Source organism: Gardnerella sp. DNF00109 (genome assembly GCF_049262845.1).
In the GTDB taxonomy this organism is placed as follows: domain Bacteria; phylum Actinomycetota; class Actinomycetes; order Actinomycetales; family Bifidobacteriaceae; genus Bifidobacterium; species Bifidobacterium vaginale.
In genome coordinates, this window is record NZ_CP058406.1 from 1,002,766 (window position 1) to 1,021,281 (window position 18,516).

Sequence of the window (18,516 nt, forward strand, 5' to 3'; positions counted from 1 at the left end):
CAAAGAGTAATTGTCCATATATAGTGATGAGCTGTTAGAAACTTCAGAAAATATTAAAGATGATATTTTCTAATTGGAATAATTATCTGTAGACAGTATATAAACAGCATAAATGAAGATAGGCAATTATTCATCCCTAACATAACACATGACTCTGTTGATTCAATTTTAAAATTACAATCTACGAAAGGACAATAATGCAAGATTTTGAAACAACTAAATATACGTTTGGCACACAAGCCAACAGAATATTCATGGCAGAACAAACAAAACAATTACTTGATTTCGCAAAAAACTTCCCAGCACCAATAGGAGGGTCAGGATGGCTCAACACAGACGGAACACTAGATAAAACACGCGGAGTACAAACATGGATTACAGCACGAATGACTCATGTTTACTCAATAGGAGAAATGTTAGGATACAAAAAAGCGAATCAACTTGTTGAACGAGGACTCGACGGACTATTAGGTCCTTTACACGATAACGAACACGGAGGATGGTATCCACAAGTAAGTTGGAACAAAGAACCTGAAAAAGACAAAATTTGTTACACTCACGCATTCGTCATACTAGCCGCATCAAGCGCACTACTAGCAGGACATGAACGAGCAAAACAACTATTAGAAGATGCATTAAAAGTATTCGATAAGTACTTCTGGAATAATGAAATAGGTTTAACAGTAGACACATGGGATACAAGCTTCAATAAGCTTGATTCTTATCGCGGGCTTAATGCAAACATGCATACAACAGAAGCATTTCTTGCAGTAGCTGATAGCACAGGAGATGAAAAATATAGAGAACGCGCAAAGCGCATAATCAGCCACGTAATCAATTGGGCATCTAACAACAATTGGCGAATACCAGAACATTTCAACGATCAATGGCAAGCAGACTTAGAATATAATAAAGACAAAAAAGATGACCAATTTAAACCATACGGTGCAACACCAGGTCATGGAATCGAATGGTCAAGATTAATACTCCAATGGGCATACAGTTACTATAAGGAAGATTGCAAACAGCGAAGAGAAGCATTAAACGCTGCAGAAAATTTGTTTAACCAAGCATTAAAAGATGGATGGAATGCCGATGGGCAACCAGGTATCGTATACACAACAGATTGGAATGGAAAGCCTATAGTCCACGACCGTATGCATTGGACACTAGCAGAAGCCATTAATACATCATCAACGCTTTACAGAATCACTAAAAATAAGCAATATGCTACTTGGTATAAAGAATTCTGCAAATATCTAGACTACTCAGTCATTGATCATTCTAACGGTTCGTGGTTCCATCAACTCGATGATAAAAACAATGTTTTAAATACTGTATGGCCAGGAAAATCAGACGCTTATCATGCTTTCCAATCCACTCTGATTCCATTTATAGATCCGACGTGTTCTATAGCAAGTGCTATATACAGAGAGCAACTTGATTAATAATAAAATATTGTTAATTTATTAATTTAATAATCCACATTGCAATTAAATCTGCAGTGTGGATTATTTCATCACATACACTCCAAATATTCCACAAATACGTATGAAAATATGAAAATAAGAAACGTTAAAAAGTAAAGTAAACAGCATTAGGACGTAAATACAATATTGATACACATTATAGAATTTGCGACTGAAGGTCTTTTCGAGCGCTTTCCATTTTAGTGATTTGACCTAAAAGAGTAAGCTTTTCTTGACAATCAGGAAGCTTACTCATACGAACTTTAAAAGCTCCGATTTTTCGCATAAAACCAACGTCTAAAAGCTTAATAAGCAACTCGTTTGCGTACTTTTGCTCTTCTTCACTAGGAACGCGCAAAAGATCAGATGGTCCGCCTTTAGTGCCTTCGCCGCCATAGTCGTAAGCAACCGACGAGTTAAGCGAAGAAGCGCTACTTAAGCCCTTGCTTAAAGACAATGGAAGAGGCATTACAGAAAGCTCGTTAATAACACCTTCTAACATAGGGCCAGCAGCTTTAGTTATAATATGAAGCCATAATCCTTGACTTACATTTGAAGTAGGCAATCCCCCAGCTGCCACAAAAGCCTGAAAAAGCGTTCTAAAAACTGGCGTAATAAAATTATTCAAAGTAAGCTGCGCAAAAAGCTGACTGTTAAACGCTAAAGGAGATTGCATAAGAACAGCCATAAATTGCTGCTCACACATAAACACGGAATCGTCAACCTTATAGTAACTTTGATTTTTGTACGCGCTTCTAAGCATAGCTGTTTTTATAGCAGCTTCATTCATGCTTTGAGAACGCTGATCAAATACGCGAGAATCCGCGGAAACGATAGAAGAATAGCTTTTAGAATAAGCGTCATCGTCTATAACATGCAATCGCCTTCTATTAGACTCCACTTCCCTACGCATAACGTCTAAATCAACACCAATATTTCTAACAGCTTTCCTAGTGTACAAGTCCAACAAAGACCTATCTCGAATTTGCGCAACAAGAGGAGCAACCGCCTTAACAGCACCCATCTGCCCTGTTGCAAAAGACGTGTCAAACTTACGAATAACAGTGTCGATTACAAAATCGTAAAGAGGATTAGCGCGCGCAATCAAAGATCGAACAGCCTCATCTCCCCTTTGAATACGCAAATCACAAGGGTCTAAATTGTTATCTGCAACAGCAACAAAAGTCTGTGTTAAAAACGCTGAATCTAAGCCAAAAGCATGTAACGCAGCTTTCTGACCTGCAGCATCTCCATCGAAAGTAAAAACAATACGCGAACTAACTTTTTGACCTTCTACTTTTACAGGCCCCACAAGCTGAATCGCTCCCAAAGAATCGTCTGCAATAAGACGGCGAATAATCTTCGCATGCTCCGCACCAAAAGCCGTTCCACAAGTTGCAACAGCAGTATCTACACCAGCTAAATGGCAAGCCATAACATCCGTATAGCCTTCCACAATCACAACTTGACGCTTTTTAACAATATTCGACTTAGCAATATCAATTCCATAAAGAACCTGCGTTTTTCTATACAACACAGTATCTGGAGTGTTAATGTACTTTGCACTAATAGAATCGTCGTCATAAAGCTTTCTAGCACCAAAACCCAAAGTTCTGCCTGTAGAATCGCGAATAGGCCACGTTAATCTGCCTCGAAAATAATCGTAAATTCCGCGCTGACCTTGGCGCGCTAAACCTGCGTCCAATAATTCTTGACGAGTAAAACCCTTATTAGACAAATATCTAACTAGAGTATCCCAACTATTCGGCGCATATCCGCAACCAAAACGTTCACATTGCGCTTGAGTAAAATTACGGCCAGCAAGCAAACTACGAGCTGGAGCTGCTTCTTTAGAGTTGATTTGGGACACGAAAAAACGCTGAGCTTCCTCATTTGCTTCTATAAGACGAGCACGCTTAGAACCTGCGTGAGCACTATCTTTACCAGCTTGCGATTGGTCATAATGAACTTCAACGTGGTATCGATCTGCCAACAGTTCTACTGCCTCGCGAAAATCAATGTTTTCTTTTTGCTCAACATACTTAAAAACATCTCCACCAGCACCGCAACCAAAGCAATGCCAGACACCTAAGCCTGGACGAACGCTAAAACTAGGCGTTTTTTCATCGTGAAACGGGCAAAGCCCCACAAAAGTACCCGTCCCAGAAGGCTTAAGCGTAACAGTTGCAGATACAATATCGTACAAATCTGCAGCAGCGCGCACACGCTCAACGTCTTCTTTTACAATCATTCCAGCCATAATCTCTAGCTTATCGCAAGCCGAAGGCTATAGACACTCTATTCATAAAAGCGTAAAAGCGTTGATTTAGCACAAAGCGGCATGAAGAGCTGTAGCCGATCCATCTGTAAGACTTGCAACTTGATCAATCGCAACTCTTAAACGCTCGCCTTCGCTAGAGCAAGTATTCCAATCACTTATAAACACAGCTTCCATAGCATCGTGCGCTCTTGGAGACTTGCTCATAAAAACTTCAACCAAATCTGTTAGAATCTTTTGCTCACGCTTATAAAACTCGCGCTCTCTAGGTTGGATTATAAAATGCACAGCCAAGCTTTTAAGAACGATTATCTCGTAAGATGTTTCTGGCGGAATAACAACATTTGCGCGGTAGCGAATCAAAGCACCGCTCCCATATTTTTCTCGAGTTGCTCTCTCAACTGAGCTTGCAAACCTGCCGATTAAAGCACTAGTAATATTCTTTAAGTGAGCGAGAGACCTTCTAGAACCGTCATAAGAATCGGGGAACATGTTAAGAGCGCGCAAACGCTTAAAAGCCGCCAAAAGACTATCCGCATCCCACTGGCTGCCATACCAATTATGAGCTTCTTGAACAACTTGATCCGCAACGCTTGAATCCCAAACAAGCTCCGTATTAAAAGCGCCAGTCACAATCGCGTCTTCAATATCGTGAACACTGTACGCAATATCATCGGAAAGATCCATAATCTGGCATTCCATAGGTTTTAATTCGCGAGGAGAGCCACTTTTTAGCCAATCAAAAACTTCCCTATCGTCTGGGTAAACGCAGAATTTTAGGTCACGCTCGCCTTTATCGTGCGCTTTTGCTTCATCAAAACCCCAAGGATATTTAACAGCAGCATCCAAGCTTGCACGCGTAAGATTTACTCCTGCACTAGCGCCATTTTCTCTAAAAACTTTAGGCTCTAAACGCGTTAAAAGTCTAAGAGTTTGAGCATTTCCTTCAAAACCACCAATATTGCTGGCGATTTGAGCAAGCGCGCGCTCGCCATTGTGACCAAAAGGCGGATGACCTAAGTCATGAGCTAAGCAAGCACAATCTACAACATCTGGATCCGCGCCAAGCATCGAAGCAATCTGGCGACCAATTTGCGCAACTTCCAACGTGTGCGTTAAGCGCGTTCGAGCAAAATCGTCGGAACCTGCTACAAGCACTTGGCTTTTAGCGCCGAGTCTTCTAAGCGCTGAAGAGTGGATTATTCTGGCTCTGTCTCGTTCAAACGGAGTGCGAGCGCGCGTGTGGTGAGGCTCGCTAGCCCATCTCTCAGTATCGTGCAAGCTGTATTCGCCAACAACTTCGTTATCGGAAGTAATCACATCGTTACACATTAAAAACCTCTTCAACTAATCGCAAGCCGCAAATCGAAAAATACTTAGATTAAGCTTTTTTCATCCAACATTTTTATGTCTTTTTTAGGCAAAACTTCGTAAGCATTCTTATACAATCGAGGAACTCTAGGGCCAATCCCAGTCATAATCTCGTAGCTTATTGTTCCTGCAGCAGACGCCCAATCGTCTGCCGTCGGCTCCGCATATTCTAAGCCTCTTCCTGGCCCAAAAAGCCTGACTGTATCTCCTTCTTTAATCCCAAGCTCTTTAGCACTGCCTTTTAAGTCAACAATAAATTGATCCATGCAAACGCGCCCCGAAACATGCAAAATCCTAGCACCGTTATTAGTTTCTACGCGCACTGGTCCTCCAGGCTTATTAACATGCCGAGATCCTTGCATATCGTATCCGCTAGCGGCGCGCAAAATGCCATCCGCATAGCCGAGTGGAACGATTGCCGTGCTTGTATTGTCTGGCGTTAAATACGTGCGGCCGTACGAAATGCCGTGACCTGCTTCTACAGATTTAACTGTTCCTAATTGCGCTTGTAAAGTCATAGCTGGACGCAAGTCGTAAGTTTGAGGCGCTCCCATAACAGGGTCTGGCTCGTATCCGTACAATCCAATTCCTGGGCGAACAAGCTCAAATCGTATCTCTGGTCTGTTAAGAGTTGCAGCCGTATTAGCTAAATGTCGGATTTTAGGCTCCAACCCAGCTTCGCGCATTCTGCGAGTAAAATCGTGGAATTGCTCAATTTGCCTATCTGTAGATGCCACAAACTCTGGAACGTCTGGGCAATCAGCAACAGCCAAGTGACTCCATTGCCCAATAACTTCGATTAATCCCTGGCTAGAATATTCACTAAGTTTTTCTAAAGCATCACTAAAGCCTGCAGGCGTAAAACCGTTTCTGCCAAATCCTGTATCTACCTTAACGTGTACGCGCGCGGTAGTGCAAACCGATTTAGCAGCGAGCGCAACAGCATCAATTGAATCAAGCGAGCCAACAGAAATATCAATATCCGCGTTTATTAAATCAGCAAAAAGAGACGTTGGAGCGCTGGTGAGCCACGTAAGAATACGGCATCTGCTTGAATCAATTCCACACGCGCGAAGTCGCAAAGCCTCGTAAGGCTGAGCTGTGCCAAGCCAAGTTGCTCCTCCTGCTAGAGCTGCAAGCGCACTAGGAATAAGCCCGTGACCATAAGCGTCTGCTTTAACAACTCCCATAACTGCTGGCGACTTTTGCCCAGGCTGCAAATCTTTAGAAACACGCTCAATCAGCGTTCGCATATTATCCCTGAGCGCTTTTAAATCAACGATTACCTGACCCGGGTATGTACTTAAGGCGCGAGCGTAGTTTTCTTGCAAAATCGCTTGTATACTCGAATTTTTACACATATCTCACGCCTTTACTTTTAGTTTTTAGCTTTATGTTTAATTTTTACTTTTATATTTATTTTTTGTCTACTATATCTGCAACTAATTTTGACTTACATTTTAATACTGCAAATACAGCAAATACCGCTAATACCGTATTACATGATTATGCGAGCGCAACCATTGATACGCGATTCTAGTTGCACTATGCGCGCGATCTGGAATCACAACAAGACCACACTTGCTAAAGCCTTCTCGCAAAATAACTTTTTGCATAATCAAGTTGTCGGGATGAGTGTCGATTCTAACATTAGAGTAGTTGAGCTTAGCCCATTTTAAACACTCTCTTGCCATTTTTGGCTTGACTCCCGAAGATGCAAGTCGATGGATTGTAACGTATGGCAAAACGTCATCTAGCCACGCTCCGTCAATCTTTGCGTAGACTTCATCAAGGCCCTCGCACAGTGCAAATTGCGCCAAAATGCGCTCATTGCCAAAATCTGGGTCCGTGTCTACAAGAAGATTAAAACGGTTCAAACGAATATCTTCTATAACACTAGATGTTAGAGGAAAACGATCTCCCCATTGATGAGGATTGCCATTATTTGCCATAAATACTCTTGCTCTCTCATAAATATTTTCAATATCTTTTAGATCGCTAAGAGATGCTTTCCTCAATCTTATTTCACACATACACCCCCCTATGCTTAGAATATGGCGATTCTACAGTATTACACAAACGAACGCAACAAGTCACACAATCTTACGCTCAAAAGGATCGGAGCTAATGCCCTTGTCTAAAATATCTTTGCACCATTGACGCGCTCCAAACAAACTATGATCGCGGTAGTTTCCGCAAGACTCAATAGTTGTAGCTGGAACATCTTCCCAAGTAGCTTTGTACGCAATAAATTCAAGCGATTCCTTCAACGCGCGCGCAACATCTTCCGTGCTATGAGTGCCCCAAGTTAAAAGGTGGAATCCTGTACGGCAACCAAATGGAGAGCAATCAATGTAACCTTCAATGCGCTGACGCAAAAGAACAGCAATCGTATGCTCAATCGTATGCAAAGCGCCCGTAGGAATAGCCTCTTGGTTAGGCTGAGTTAAGCGAATATCGTAATTAGAAATAACGTCTCCATTCGGGCCTTTTTGCGTGTCAATATAGCGAACATATGGAGCTTTAACTTTAGTGTGATCAAGCTCAAAGCTTTCTGGACGAGGAGTCGGCTGATTGTTTTGATTTTCGCTCATTTTATCTTTCCTAACTTGTAATACATGCGCAAAATGTATGCGTAAATATGCATAAATAACGATTACTAAATAATATTAGACGCTATTCTTGCCAAACACACATAAACGCGAATTTAAAAAATATTTTTTATTGACTTACAAAGCTTATTACTTACAAACTTGCAAGACTTACAGATACAGACTTACAAAGTAGCAGCATCAATAAGTTCACGCGTGTAGCTATGTTTTGGATTAGTTAAAATTTGACTTACATTCCCAGATTCAACAACAACGCCATCTTTTAGAACAACAACACTAGACGCCAAATGCTGAATCATACCAAGATCGTGACTAACGAATACGCACGCCATATTAGGGCGATTCGCACGAATCACATTAAAAGCATCTAAGATTCTTGTGCGCTCAGCAACATCGATTGCGCTCATTGGCTCATCTGCAACCAAAACTCTAGGATTATTGATTAGCGCGCGCGCAATCGCAACGCATTGAGCTTGCCCACCCGAAAGCTCGCAAGGGTATCTTTTGCTAAAAACATTAGGATTTAATCCAACTAAATTCAAAACATCATCTACTTTAGAATCAATAACATGTGAATCAACAGTATTTGAATCAACAGTATTTGAATCAGAACTCATGTTTTTACGCCATATTTCAAGCGGCTCAGAAACACTTTTTCTAACTGTCCAACGCGGGTCTAAAGCTGCAAAAGGATGCTGAAATACAAGCGAACATTGTCTTCTCATATTTACGTAAGCAGAATCTTTTAAACTTAATTTTTTAGCGTTTTTAACAGTTTCAACAACTTTGCCGCAATACTCTATTCTTCCTTCGCTTATTTCTTGCAATCCAAGTAAAGAGCGAATCAAAGTTGTTTTACCACTTCCAGATCCGCCAATTAGCGCTAAAGATTCGCCAACTCTAAGATTAAAATCAACTCCTTTTAATGCTTCAACGCGCGTCTTTGAACTTCCTAAAACAACGTGAACGTTTTTAGCTTTAAAAATGCAATCATCTTTAGAAGAATCATTCTTATTTAAATCGCTTTTACAGTCAAGGCTTAGATCATTATTATCTAAACTTAAATCATTTTTACTAAGACTTAAAGCGCGCGCCGCAAGAACAAGCTGTTTAGTAGAGCGCACCTTAGGATTTTCTAGCAATTCACCAACACGCGCACTATCGACTAATCGCCCAGAATCCAAAACATAGCAACGAGTAGCAGCGCGAGAAAGTACCGAAAAATCGTGAGTAACAAAAAGCATTGAAGCGCCCATATTATCAACTAAAGAAGTGAGCATATTTACAACATCTTTTTGCGTAACAGAATCAAGAGCAGTAGTCGGCTCGTCTGCAAGAATCAACTTAGGGCAAGTTATAAGCGCTGTAGCAATTCCAACTCGTTGCATTTGCCCGCCCGAAAGCTCAAAAGTGCGCTTATTCAAAATATTCGCGCCTAAACCAACTTTTTCAAGCATAACTTTAACGCGATTTTGAATATCGTCTTCGTCTAAATTGTAATGAAGCCTAAGAGGTAATGCGATTTGCTCGCTAACACTCATAACGGGGTTAAGAGCACGATCCGCCTGCTGAAAAACAACGCCAGCATACTTGCCACGAATGTTTGCAAGCGCAGAATCGTTAGCGCCAACAGTTTGGGCATTGCCAACATGGCAAGAGCCAGTGATTTTGCAATTAGACGGAACTAGGCCAATCGCAGCTCTTAAAAGCATTGATTTACCAGAGCCAGAAGATCCAACTAACCCAACGCGCTCACCATCTTTAACGTTAAGTGAAACATCACTTAAAATGCGCGAAGATCCAATGCTAAGAGATAATCCTTTTATATCAAGACTCATTCTTAGACTCCCTATTTGCTGGATTTGTAACACTTCTTAAAACATCGCCAAAAAGATTAAGAGCCAAAACTGTTAAAGTAACAACAAGACCAGGCCAGAGAGCCGCAAGCGGATAAACGTGAATCAAAGTAACCGAAGTAGAAAGAACACGACCCCAGCTCGGCACTCCCGAAGGAACACCAACACCTAGATAAGTCAATCCGCTTTCCGCTAAAATAACAGTTCCTGCAGAAAGCGAAAGCTGAACGGAAGCAATTGGCAAAATATTAGGAAGAACATGCTTTAGTAGAACGTAACTTCTGCTAGCGCCATTAGAAATCGCGCAATCAACATAGTTAGACTTAAGAACAAGAACAGCACTTGGACGTAAAATACGCGCGAGATTTAAGCCGTAGCCGAATCCGCATGCAAGCATGATTACAAGAACGGACGCTCCAAGAGGCACAGCAAGCATAAGCGCAATCAAAACCGTTGGAATGGAAATTAAAGCATCTACTGCCATAATGCTTACGGAACGAATTTTTTGAACACGGCAAATCGTAAAGCTTAAAATCACAAACCCAACAACGCTTGCAATCACAATTGTTGAAATAACAAGCAAAATCTCTACTCTAGAACCAGCCATAAGCCAACTAAGCATATCTGCACCCGTGCCATCTGTGCCAAGCCAATGCTTTAGCGAAGGCTTTTGCCATACCTGGTATCCGTTTGTTTCTAGAAGAGAATAAGGCGTCCACACAAAAGAAAGCGCAGCTACAAAAATCCACAAGCACAAAACAATACAAACAAATTTTCCAATAATTCCGCACCAAATGCGGCTTAAAAACTTAATCATTGCTTGAATCACTCCCCACTTGAATCTTGGCTAAGTCTTGAATCCAACAAACGATGCAACACGTCAATCGCAAACCCAACAAGCAAGAACAATGCAGAAAGCATAAAAAGATTGCCTTGAACAGATATAAGATCTCGCAAACCAACATCGCGCACAAGACCCATACCCATTCCAGGAAGCGAAAACAGATTTTCAATAACCATTACGCCCATAATCATGTGCGCAAAAGTCAAGCCGATTACAGACACAAGCTGCGGCAACGCTAATCGCAAGCCAACGCGCCAAATCATTTGCTTTTTAGTCATTCCACAAGCCATAGTCTGCAAAGCAATATCGCTATTAGAAATCTGTTCTAACGATGCTGCAGTGTAACGCATAAAACCAGATCCAACAATAATGCCAACTGTTAGCGCTGGAAGAATCAAAGACAAAAACGCACTACCAAAATCACGCCAACCATCTGTTGGAAAACCTTGAGTAGGGAAAAGCTCCACCAAACCAATACCCTTGCCAAAAATCATGATTAAAATCATTCCACCCCAAAGAGCTGGGACAGATCCTGCTGTAATAGCACAAAACCTTGCGACTACTTGCGAAGCCTTGCCAGAATGCAAAACTTGCAAGCATCCAAGAGGAATACCAATTGCGAGCGCAATTAAAAGTCCAAGGAAAATAAGTGGAAAAGTTATACTAGCACGCATAGCAATAGTGGATGCAACGGAGCGACCAGTGAGCATTGAAACACCAAAGTCGCCTCTAAAAACGCCAAAAATCCACTCTAAATATTGAACGAAAAGGGGCTTGTTTAATCCTAAATCGCGTCTTAATTGCTCAACTTTTCCATCTGGCGCGTTTAAGCCAGCCATAACTTGAGCAACGTCTCCAGGTAAAACTCTAAGAGCAAGAAATACGATTGCAGAAATAAATAGCAGCGCTACAAAAAACAACGTGATGCGTCGAAGAATCATGCGCTTCATACAAACCCCTTACTTAATATAGCGTTCCGACCTGCCTTTTCGCTTAGAGCGTAGCGCGAAAAGGTAATTCGGAGCGCTGAGCCACTCAAGGCAGAAGCACTGCTTCTGCGTGGCGAAGACGTCCGCGCGCTTAGACCGCGCGGACGATGACCTGCCTTGTAGTGCGATTGTATAGCGACACGCCGTAAATCAGGTACAATCGCACTACAAGTATGCCGAAAATATATTAAAATCACTACATTTTGGCACAAAGTCGTCAATTTTTCAGAGCAAATCAGCTAAGTCGCAAGTTGTATAGCGGCAAAAGAACTTGATTAATATCAAAAGGCATGCCTTCAAGATTCTTTACCTTAGCTGTAACAACCTTATAATTAAGCAACCAATCTGCAGGAGCATCCTTGCTAACAATTCTCGCAGCCTTGGCAAGAAGCTTATTAGACTCCTTAGTATTCGCGCAAAGCATTGCCTTAGCATACAAATCCTGAACCTGCTTATTGTTGTAACCATAGTAATATTTAGGATCTGCCCACTGGCCAAAATCATGGCTTTCATTGTGATCTACCATAGACAAATCGTAGTTTTTATTGTTATAAACGTCGTGAAGCCAAGTAGTAAATTCTACAATGTTTACCTTCAGATCAATGCCAATCTTCTTTAGCTGAGACCTCAACTGGTCACCAAGTTGCGTTCCATAAATATTCGGGTATGTAAGCGAAAGATGCAAAGGATTTGATTCGCTGAAACCAGCCTCCTTCATCAATGACTTAGCGCGCTTAACATCATGAGTGTAAATATTAGTCAAATCCTCATAACCTGGGTCAAGAGAAGGAATCGGTCCGCCAAGCAAAGCATCCGTACCGCCGCGTGAAGCAATAATCTGCTTATGGTCAATAGCATATCGAATCGCTTGGCGCACGCGCTTATCTTTAGTCCGCTCACCATTCATGTTCATAGCAAGCACAAATTTATCGGTACTGTTTCCAGCTTTAACAACATAGCGCTTTGCATCCGCTTTAAAAGTCTTAGCAAGCTGACCTGAAATAGGCGCCAAAGCTTGAACAGCTCCAGAAGAAAGCGCATCTACAGCAGCAACATCATCCACAAAATAGCGAACAACAACTTTTGATGTTCTAGGCTTATTAATACCCTTGTAGCACGGATTTGCCTTTAACACAACACGGTCATTCGGCACAAACTTTTCTACCAAATACGGGCCAGATCCAACAGCTTGAGTTTTAGCATCATAATTCGCAAGCTTATCGAAGACTAAGCCAGCTCTAGAGCACAACGCCCACAAAAGCTTTGCGTTTGGCTCTTTAAGCTTGATTTCAAACGTGTAATCATCTTTAGCTTTAGCGGATTCAACTTTTCCAACCATGTTTGATCCGCGATATTTCTTTGCAACAAGCTCGTTAAAAGACCACTCAGCATCTTTAGCAGTAAGCCTGTGCTTGTTAGAAAACACGACTCCCTTACGCATGTGGAACGTGTACTTTAAGCCATCTTTGCTTATTTCCCAACTCTTTGCAAGGGATGGAACAACCTGATTTTTAGTATTTCTAGCTACAAGACCTTCATACACGTTTCCAATCAATAACTGTTCCAAGGAAGAGCCAGATTGATTGCGAATATCGAGATTTGTAGGAGCAAGTTTTAATCCGATTGACACAGTTTTATTTGATACTTGTGTAGAGGATGTTTGACTTGCGGGATTTTTTTGTGGACCTGTACACGTTGCAATAATAGCGCTAACCACTGCAATTACTACGATTGCTACAGAAACAAGCCAGAATTTTCCTAAACCACGCTTATTAGTTTTATATCCCCTTTTAGACGCAGCGTTAAGCGAAGCATCTGTACTAGAACTAAATTGCGATTGCTCTGCGTTTTCTTGCCCATAGAATTTATCGGTCGCGTCGTTATTGTACGCGCCATCTTTGGGTTCTTTGTTATCCATTCAACAAACCTTTCTGGATTGTAATTAGATACATTATTTATATTTAATTTATATTTATTCTGTTTTACAGCTCGTCGCTTTATCTAGCTGCAACTTTCGCAACCATAAAGTCAACGGCAAACACAATCGTATCCGATTCACAAGTCAAACGAAGATGCGGTGAGTCTAAACAACACATTGCATATTTGCATGATTTTTCAGATATTTTAAGCCTATTTTATTACCATATATCCTACGAATGTGGTTAAATGCCAACAGACGTAAACTTGCAAACGTGCGCAAAATCCTAAAAAGATTAGAATCACGCTAGCTTGCATATTAACAAAATACATACGTTTAATAGATGCATGAAAATGTGTAGTATAACAATGTACAACATAAAAATGCGTTTAATAGGTTTAGTAAAAAGCGAGGAATAATGGCAGAGAACTTGAATACTACGGTAACAGTAAACGAATCCTCGGATCCGCAAAATAACGGCAGCCAAGACCGCACTGCTCTAAATCGCCAGCTTGCACAAATGCTTAAGGGCGGCGTGATTATGGATGTTACTACTCCGGAGCAGGCGCGAATTGCTGAAGATTCTGGAGCTTGCGCTGTTATGGCATTGGAGCGTATTCCTGCCGATATTCGCGCGGCTGGCGGAGTTTCTAGAATGAGCGACCCAGCTATGATTCACGGCATTCAGGAAGCTGTGTCTATTCCTGTTATGGCAAAATGCCGTATTGGTCACTTTGTTGAAGCGCAGGTGCTTGAGGCTATTGAGATTGATTACATTGACGAAAGCGAAGTGCTTAGCCCAGCAGACGACGTTTACCACATTAACAAGCGCGATTTTGCAGTTCCATTTGTTTGCGGTGCAAAAGATTTGGGAGAAGCTTTGCGCAGGATTAACGAGGGTGCTTCCATGATTCGCACAAAGGGCGAGCCTGGAACTGGAGATGTTATTCAAGCTGTGCGCCACATGCGCATGATGAATTCCGCAATACGCAAGCTTACAAGCATGCGCGAAGATGAGCTTTTTGAGGAAGCTAAGACTTTGCGCGTGCCTTTCGATCTTGTAAAGTACGTTGCACAAAATGGCAAACTTCCTGTTGTAAACTTTGCAGCTGGCGGTGTTGCAACCCCTGCAGACGCTGCTTTAATGATGCAGCTTGGTGCAGAAGGCGTTTTTGTTGGCTCTGGCATCTTTAAGTCTGGAGATCCAGCAAAGCGCGCTGCTGCAATAGTTAAGGCTGTGACTAATTACAAAGACGCTAAAATGATTGCTAAGCTTTCCGAGAATTTGGGCGAAGCGATGGTTGGTATTAACGAGCAGGAAATCAAGCTTTTAATGGCAAATCGCGGCGAGTAATTGAGGCGAATTATTTTGGCAAACTCACCTATCAATACAAATAATTGCTCGCATACTGTAGCAGTTTTAGCTGTTCAAGGTGCTTTTCTTGAACATCGCTTAATGCTTGAAAAATTAGGCGCACACGTTATTGAGCTTCGTCAAGCGCGCGACTTGGAGCAGTCTTTTGACCGCCTTGTTTTACCGGGCGGCGAAAGCACTGTGCAATCGAAGCTTCTCAAAGAGCAAAATATGCTCGAACCTTTGCGCGAGAAGATTGCAAACGGAATGCCAGTTCTTGGCACTTGTGCAGGCTTGATTTTGCTTGCAAAAAACGTGGAAGGTAACGAAGTTAGCGGATTTGGCACACTAGACGTTACAGTTAAGCGCAACGCTTACGGCCGCCAGCTTGGAAGCTTCCACTACGAATCTGAGTTTGGAAATCTTGGCAAAGTGCCGATGACGTTTATTCGCGCGCCTTATATTGTGCAAGTCGGTCCTAATGCCGAAACTCTTGCAACAGTAGATGGCAACGTTGTTGCAGCTCGCCAAGGAAATCAAATCGGAACAGCTTTTCACCCAGAGCTTGATGAAGACACTAGAATACACCAGCTTTTCTTAAGCTTATAGATATCTTGCGTTTGTAAATTAAAGTGGCACTTAAATAACTTGATTAAGTGCCACTTTTATTGATTAAATCGCCAGCAAAATCGCCAGCAAATCGCTATTTTGCTTCAAAAATCGCGTATCCAAAAGCTCCAAGAGATTGATTTTGAGCATCATAATTGTAGCTAATAATCGGCTTACAATCAGGCAAAGCACTAAACGAATCGTTAGATTCATTAAACGCATTTAAAGCTACAACAACACGCTTAGAGTCAGTTTCTCGCGCAAACACAAACTTTCCGCGCTCATCATAGTCAAGAACTCTAAAATTACCATGAATAAAGCAATCGTTATTTTTACGCAATTTTATAAGTTCGCGGAATAAATCACGATTATCGCTGACAGGATTTGACCAAGGCATAGGCGCTCGATAATCACACTCTTCAAAACCAATTACACCAAGCTCATCACCATAGAACACGCTTGGGGCTCCAACAGATGTAAGCAAACAAAGCTCAGCCAAGCGGAATCGCTTATCTGCCGTAGAAAAGTCGCAAGCTTCCGAAGAGCTTTGAGCACACAAGCTTCTAAAGCGACTAACGTCATGGCTATCAAGCAAATTCAATTGACCTTGAACAATCGGGAATGGGTATCTTAAAAGCATATCTACAAATCGACTATTAAACTCGCGCGCATTAATCTTGCCAAAAGCAAAGAAATCGCGGCAAACTTTGCGGAATTCGTAGTTCATAGTGGAGTCAAACATGTCTCCTTGTAGCCAACGCTCAGAATTCTCCCAAATCTCAGCAATTAGCACACTATCTTTTTTAGTCTTTTTAGCAACAGAGCGGAAGGCACGCCAAAAGTCTTTATCAACTTCATTCGCAACATCCAAACGCCAACCGTCAACATCAAAATCTTCAAGCCAATAGCGGCAAACGTCCATAAAATAGTCGCGAACTTCGGGATTAGAAGTATTGAGCTTTGGCATTTTACGCTCATACGCAAAACACGTGTAGCTTGGGCGCTTACCATCTTCGGGGCGCTTAACAGGGAACTTTAATCCATAGAACCAATCCTTGTATCGCGAATTTTCGCCATTTTTAACAACATCGTCAAACGCGAAGAAATACCAACTAGAATGATTAAAAACGCCGTCAATAATTATGTGCATGCCGCGATTATGAACCTCGCTAACAAGCTCCCTAAAATCGTCGTCCGTTCCTAAATTAGGGCAAACATGGTAGTAGTCAAGAAGATCGTAACGATGGTATTCTGCAGCTTTAAAAATAGGATTTAAATACAAGCAATTAAAGCCCAAATCCTCAATATAATCAAGATTTTCGATTATTCCTCTAATGGTTCCACCTAAACGAGTGTGTAAAGTTTGGCCAGTTTTCTCATCAAAATAATCTTTTGCCTCGCAACTTATGCCACGCTTAGAATCTGCAAAACTATCTGGGAAAATGTTATAAACAACAGCCTCTTTAAGCCAATTAGGAACGTCGCTAATCTCCTCGCGGCGAATAAATGGGAACTGGTAGACTTCTGTACGATCTTCTGGAAAATCAGTCGCAATAGTATCGGCGTACAAATACAAGCGCTCATCCGCATCTTGCATCTCAAAGTAATAACAAACTCTATCTAAATCGCTGCTTATGTTTGCTTCATAGTAGTCAAAGTAATCGTCGCTTGCAATCTTTTCCATTTTCAGCGTGCAGAACTGATCTAACGGAGTTAAATCAACACGATTTCCGTAGTGCAAAACGCATGAACAAAGATTATCCTTTGCCGCACGCAAGCGAATTGTTAAACAATATTCTGCCGTAGAATACGCGTATTGTGAAAGTGGTCGATGCAATATTGCTTGACGATTTATCATTTACATTTCCTTTCTAGCCTCGCTGCCATTGTTTTCGACTTTATCACCTACTCTTCTACACCGCCACACTTTGATGGTGACTCGCCGAGAGAGAAAGAAAAATCGAGAATCTCGGTGATTAAGCAATACGCAATTGTTCAATCACGTAAGAGGGCTGGGTGATTCTTGGTCGAACAATATAAGAGCGGCAGCCGATACCAAATAATCCAATGATCAACCACTACAAACAAACCTCAACACAAAAACAAAATCAAAACCAAATCGGAACAACCGCAACAACAACCAACACACAAAAGGCAGAGCGTTGTGCGAATCGACGACTTCGAGCTGCATAATGCGCGAGAAGTCACCTCGATTCGCTGAGCCGCTTAGAGCAGAAGCACTGCTTCTGCGCGGCGAAGGCGTGAGCGCGCTTAGACCGCGCGAGCGTAGAAACACCCAGCCCTCGCGCAACACCAAGTAAAGAAAGCTTGTAAAAGCCCACAACAGACTTAGCGTTAATGTAGTATTGCTCTAAAGATGCGCATACTTAAGTTTGGCAACACACAACAAACACAACGGAGGCGAATATGCTTTTAGCAGTAGACATTGGCAACACGAATATTGTGCTTGGATTCTTGGATAACGGCAAGATTGTTGGCACGTATAGAATGACTACAAAAGCAAATCACACTTCCGACGAATACGGCATTATGATTACGCAATTCTTGAATCTTAGCGGTTTTAGCGTAAACGATGTTGAAGATGTTATTGTTGCTTCGGTTGTCCCAAAAGTTATGCACTCTTTTCGTGCAAGCATTGTTAAGTTTTTGCAAATCGACCCTATGATTGTAGGCCCTGGCGTAAAAACTGGCGTAAATATTCGCATTGACGAGCCACGCTCTTTGGGAGCGGACTGCTTAGTGGATTGCGTTGGCGCGTTTTACGAATACGGCGGACCCGTATTAGTTATCGATTTTGGCACGGCTACCACTTATAACTACGTTGATAAAAGCGGAGCAATTACTTGTGGACTTATTTGCACGGGAATTAGTGCGGCTGCGGCAGCTCTATGGGATAATACTGCTCAACTTCCAGAAGTTGAGATTTCTCGCCCTAAATCCGTTCTTACAAAATCAACTCGTCCAGCTATGCAAGCTGGATTGTATTACAGCTTCTTGGGTGGCATTGAGCGCACGATTGAGCAATTCAAAATAGAAATAAATGAGCCTTTTAAGGTTGTTGCTACAGGCGGCTTGGGGCGACTTTTTGAAAAAGACGTTGAAACTATTGATTATTACGATCCAAATTTGATTTTTAAAGGAATGTACGAGATTTATAGACGAACAATCGGCTGCTAGCGACTTTTCCTTTGGATT

General features: G+C 41.9%; 15 protein-coding genes. 5 read left to right on the forward strand and 10 right to left on the reverse strand.

All coding sequences use genetic code 11. From position 1 onward, the window contains the following. Nucleotides 1–197 precede the first annotated feature (197 nt). Nucleotides 198–1,448, forward strand: a complete 1,251-nt coding sequence (locus tag HXT20_RS03950) for an AGE family epimerase/isomerase (protein ID WP_004117729.1) — start codon at nt 198–200, stop codon at nt 1,446–1,448. A gap of 178 nt (nt 1,449–1,626) precedes the next feature. Here the strand turns inward: HXT20_RS03950 and dnaG are convergent, their stop codons facing one another. The 9 genes from dnaG to HXT20_RS03995 form a co-directional block, all read right to left on the reverse strand. After that, complete coding sequence (gene dnaG, locus HXT20_RS03955; protein WP_004117727.1) at nt 1,627–3,729, reverse strand: DNA primase; 2,103 nt, start codon at nt 3,727–3,729, stop codon at nt 1,627–1,629. Between the two features lie 66 nt (nt 3,730–3,795). Then, complete coding sequence (locus HXT20_RS03960) at nt 3,796–5,079, reverse strand: deoxyguanosinetriphosphate triphosphohydrolase (RefSeq protein ID WP_004117726.1); 1,284 nt, start codon at nt 5,077–5,079, stop codon at nt 3,796–3,798. Nucleotides 5,080–5,123: 44 nt separating this feature from the next. Then, a complete protein-coding gene (gene alr, locus HXT20_RS03965) occupies nt 5,124–6,479 on the reverse strand; it encodes an alanine racemase (protein ID WP_004117725.1) in 1,356 nt (451 codons plus the stop codon). Nucleotides 6,480–6,605: 126 nt separating this feature from the next. Beyond that, nucleotides 6,606–7,151, reverse strand: a complete 546-nt coding sequence (locus tag HXT20_RS03970) for a histone acetyltransferase (RefSeq protein WP_004113529.1) — start codon at nt 7,149–7,151, stop codon at nt 6,606–6,608. 60 nt (nt 7,152–7,211) lie between these two features. Further along, entirely contained in the window at nt 7,212–7,712 is a 501-nt protein-coding gene (locus HXT20_RS03975) for an S-ribosylhomocysteine lyase (protein WP_004113527.1), read from the reverse strand. 182 nt (nt 7,713–7,894) lie between these two features. Then, nucleotides 7,895–9,568: an ABC transporter ATP-binding protein gene (locus HXT20_RS03980; RefSeq protein ID WP_004117724.1), complete on the reverse strand. Its 1,674-nt coding sequence runs from the start codon at nt 9,566–9,568 to the stop codon at nt 7,895–7,897. After that, the gene (locus tag HXT20_RS03985; protein ID WP_004113523.1) at nt 9,558–10,403 is read right to left on the reverse strand and encodes an ABC transporter permease; all 846 of its coding nucleotides are present in this window, start codon (nt 10,401–10,403) and stop codon (nt 9,558–9,560) included. The genes HXT20_RS03980 and HXT20_RS03985 overlap by 11 nt, the downstream gene beginning before the upstream one ends. 8 nt (nt 10,404–10,411) lie before the next feature. Continuing rightward, complete coding sequence (locus tag HXT20_RS03990) at nt 10,412–11,380, reverse strand: ABC transporter permease (protein ID WP_004114943.1); 969 nt, start codon at nt 11,378–11,380, stop codon at nt 10,412–10,414. A gap of 274 nt (nt 11,381–11,654) precedes the next feature. Next, nucleotides 11,655–13,337, reverse strand: coding sequence for an ABC transporter substrate-binding protein (locus tag HXT20_RS03995; RefSeq protein WP_285067304.1), 1,683 nt, complete (start codon nt 13,335–13,337; stop codon nt 11,655–11,657). 520 nt (nt 13,338–13,857) lie between these two features. On the opposite strand from HXT20_RS03995, the gene pdxS reads away from it, so the two are divergent. Together pdxS and pdxT are read left to right on the forward strand one after the other, a co-directional pair. Continuing rightward, nucleotides 13,858–14,691: a pyridoxal 5'-phosphate synthase lyase subunit PdxS gene (gene pdxS / locus HXT20_RS04000; RefSeq protein ID WP_042711222.1), complete on the forward strand. Its 834-nt coding sequence runs from the start codon at nt 13,858–13,860 to the stop codon at nt 14,689–14,691. A gap of 15 nt (nt 14,692–14,706) precedes the next feature. Next, entirely contained in the window at nt 14,707–15,300 is a 594-nt protein-coding gene (pdxT, locus tag HXT20_RS04005; RefSeq protein WP_075038864.1) for a pyridoxal 5'-phosphate synthase glutaminase subunit PdxT, read from the forward strand. Nucleotides 15,301–15,394: 94 nt separating this feature from the next. Here pdxT and HXT20_RS04010 read toward each other — a convergent pair whose 3' ends face one another. Next, a complete protein-coding gene (locus tag HXT20_RS04010; RefSeq protein ID WP_422114252.1) occupies nt 15,395–17,158 on the reverse strand; it encodes a glycoside hydrolase family 13 protein in 1,764 nt (587 codons plus the stop codon). Between the two features lie 334 nt (nt 17,159–17,492). Here HXT20_RS04010 and HXT20_RS04015 point away from each other — a divergent pair, with 334 nt between their 5' ends. Together HXT20_RS04015 and HXT20_RS04020 are read left to right on the forward strand one after the other, a co-directional pair. Beyond that, nucleotides 17,493–17,621 carry a hypothetical protein gene (locus HXT20_RS04015; protein ID WP_257960180.1) on the forward strand — a complete coding sequence of 43 codons (129 nt, stop codon included), beginning with the start codon at nt 17,493–17,495 and terminating at the stop codon, nt 17,619–17,621. Between the two features lie 106 nt (nt 17,622–17,727). Beyond that, a complete protein-coding gene (locus HXT20_RS04020) occupies nt 17,728–18,498 on the forward strand; it encodes a type III pantothenate kinase (protein WP_065189465.1) in 771 nt (256 codons plus the stop codon). The last annotated feature ends 18 nt before the right edge of the window (nt 18,499–18,516 follow it).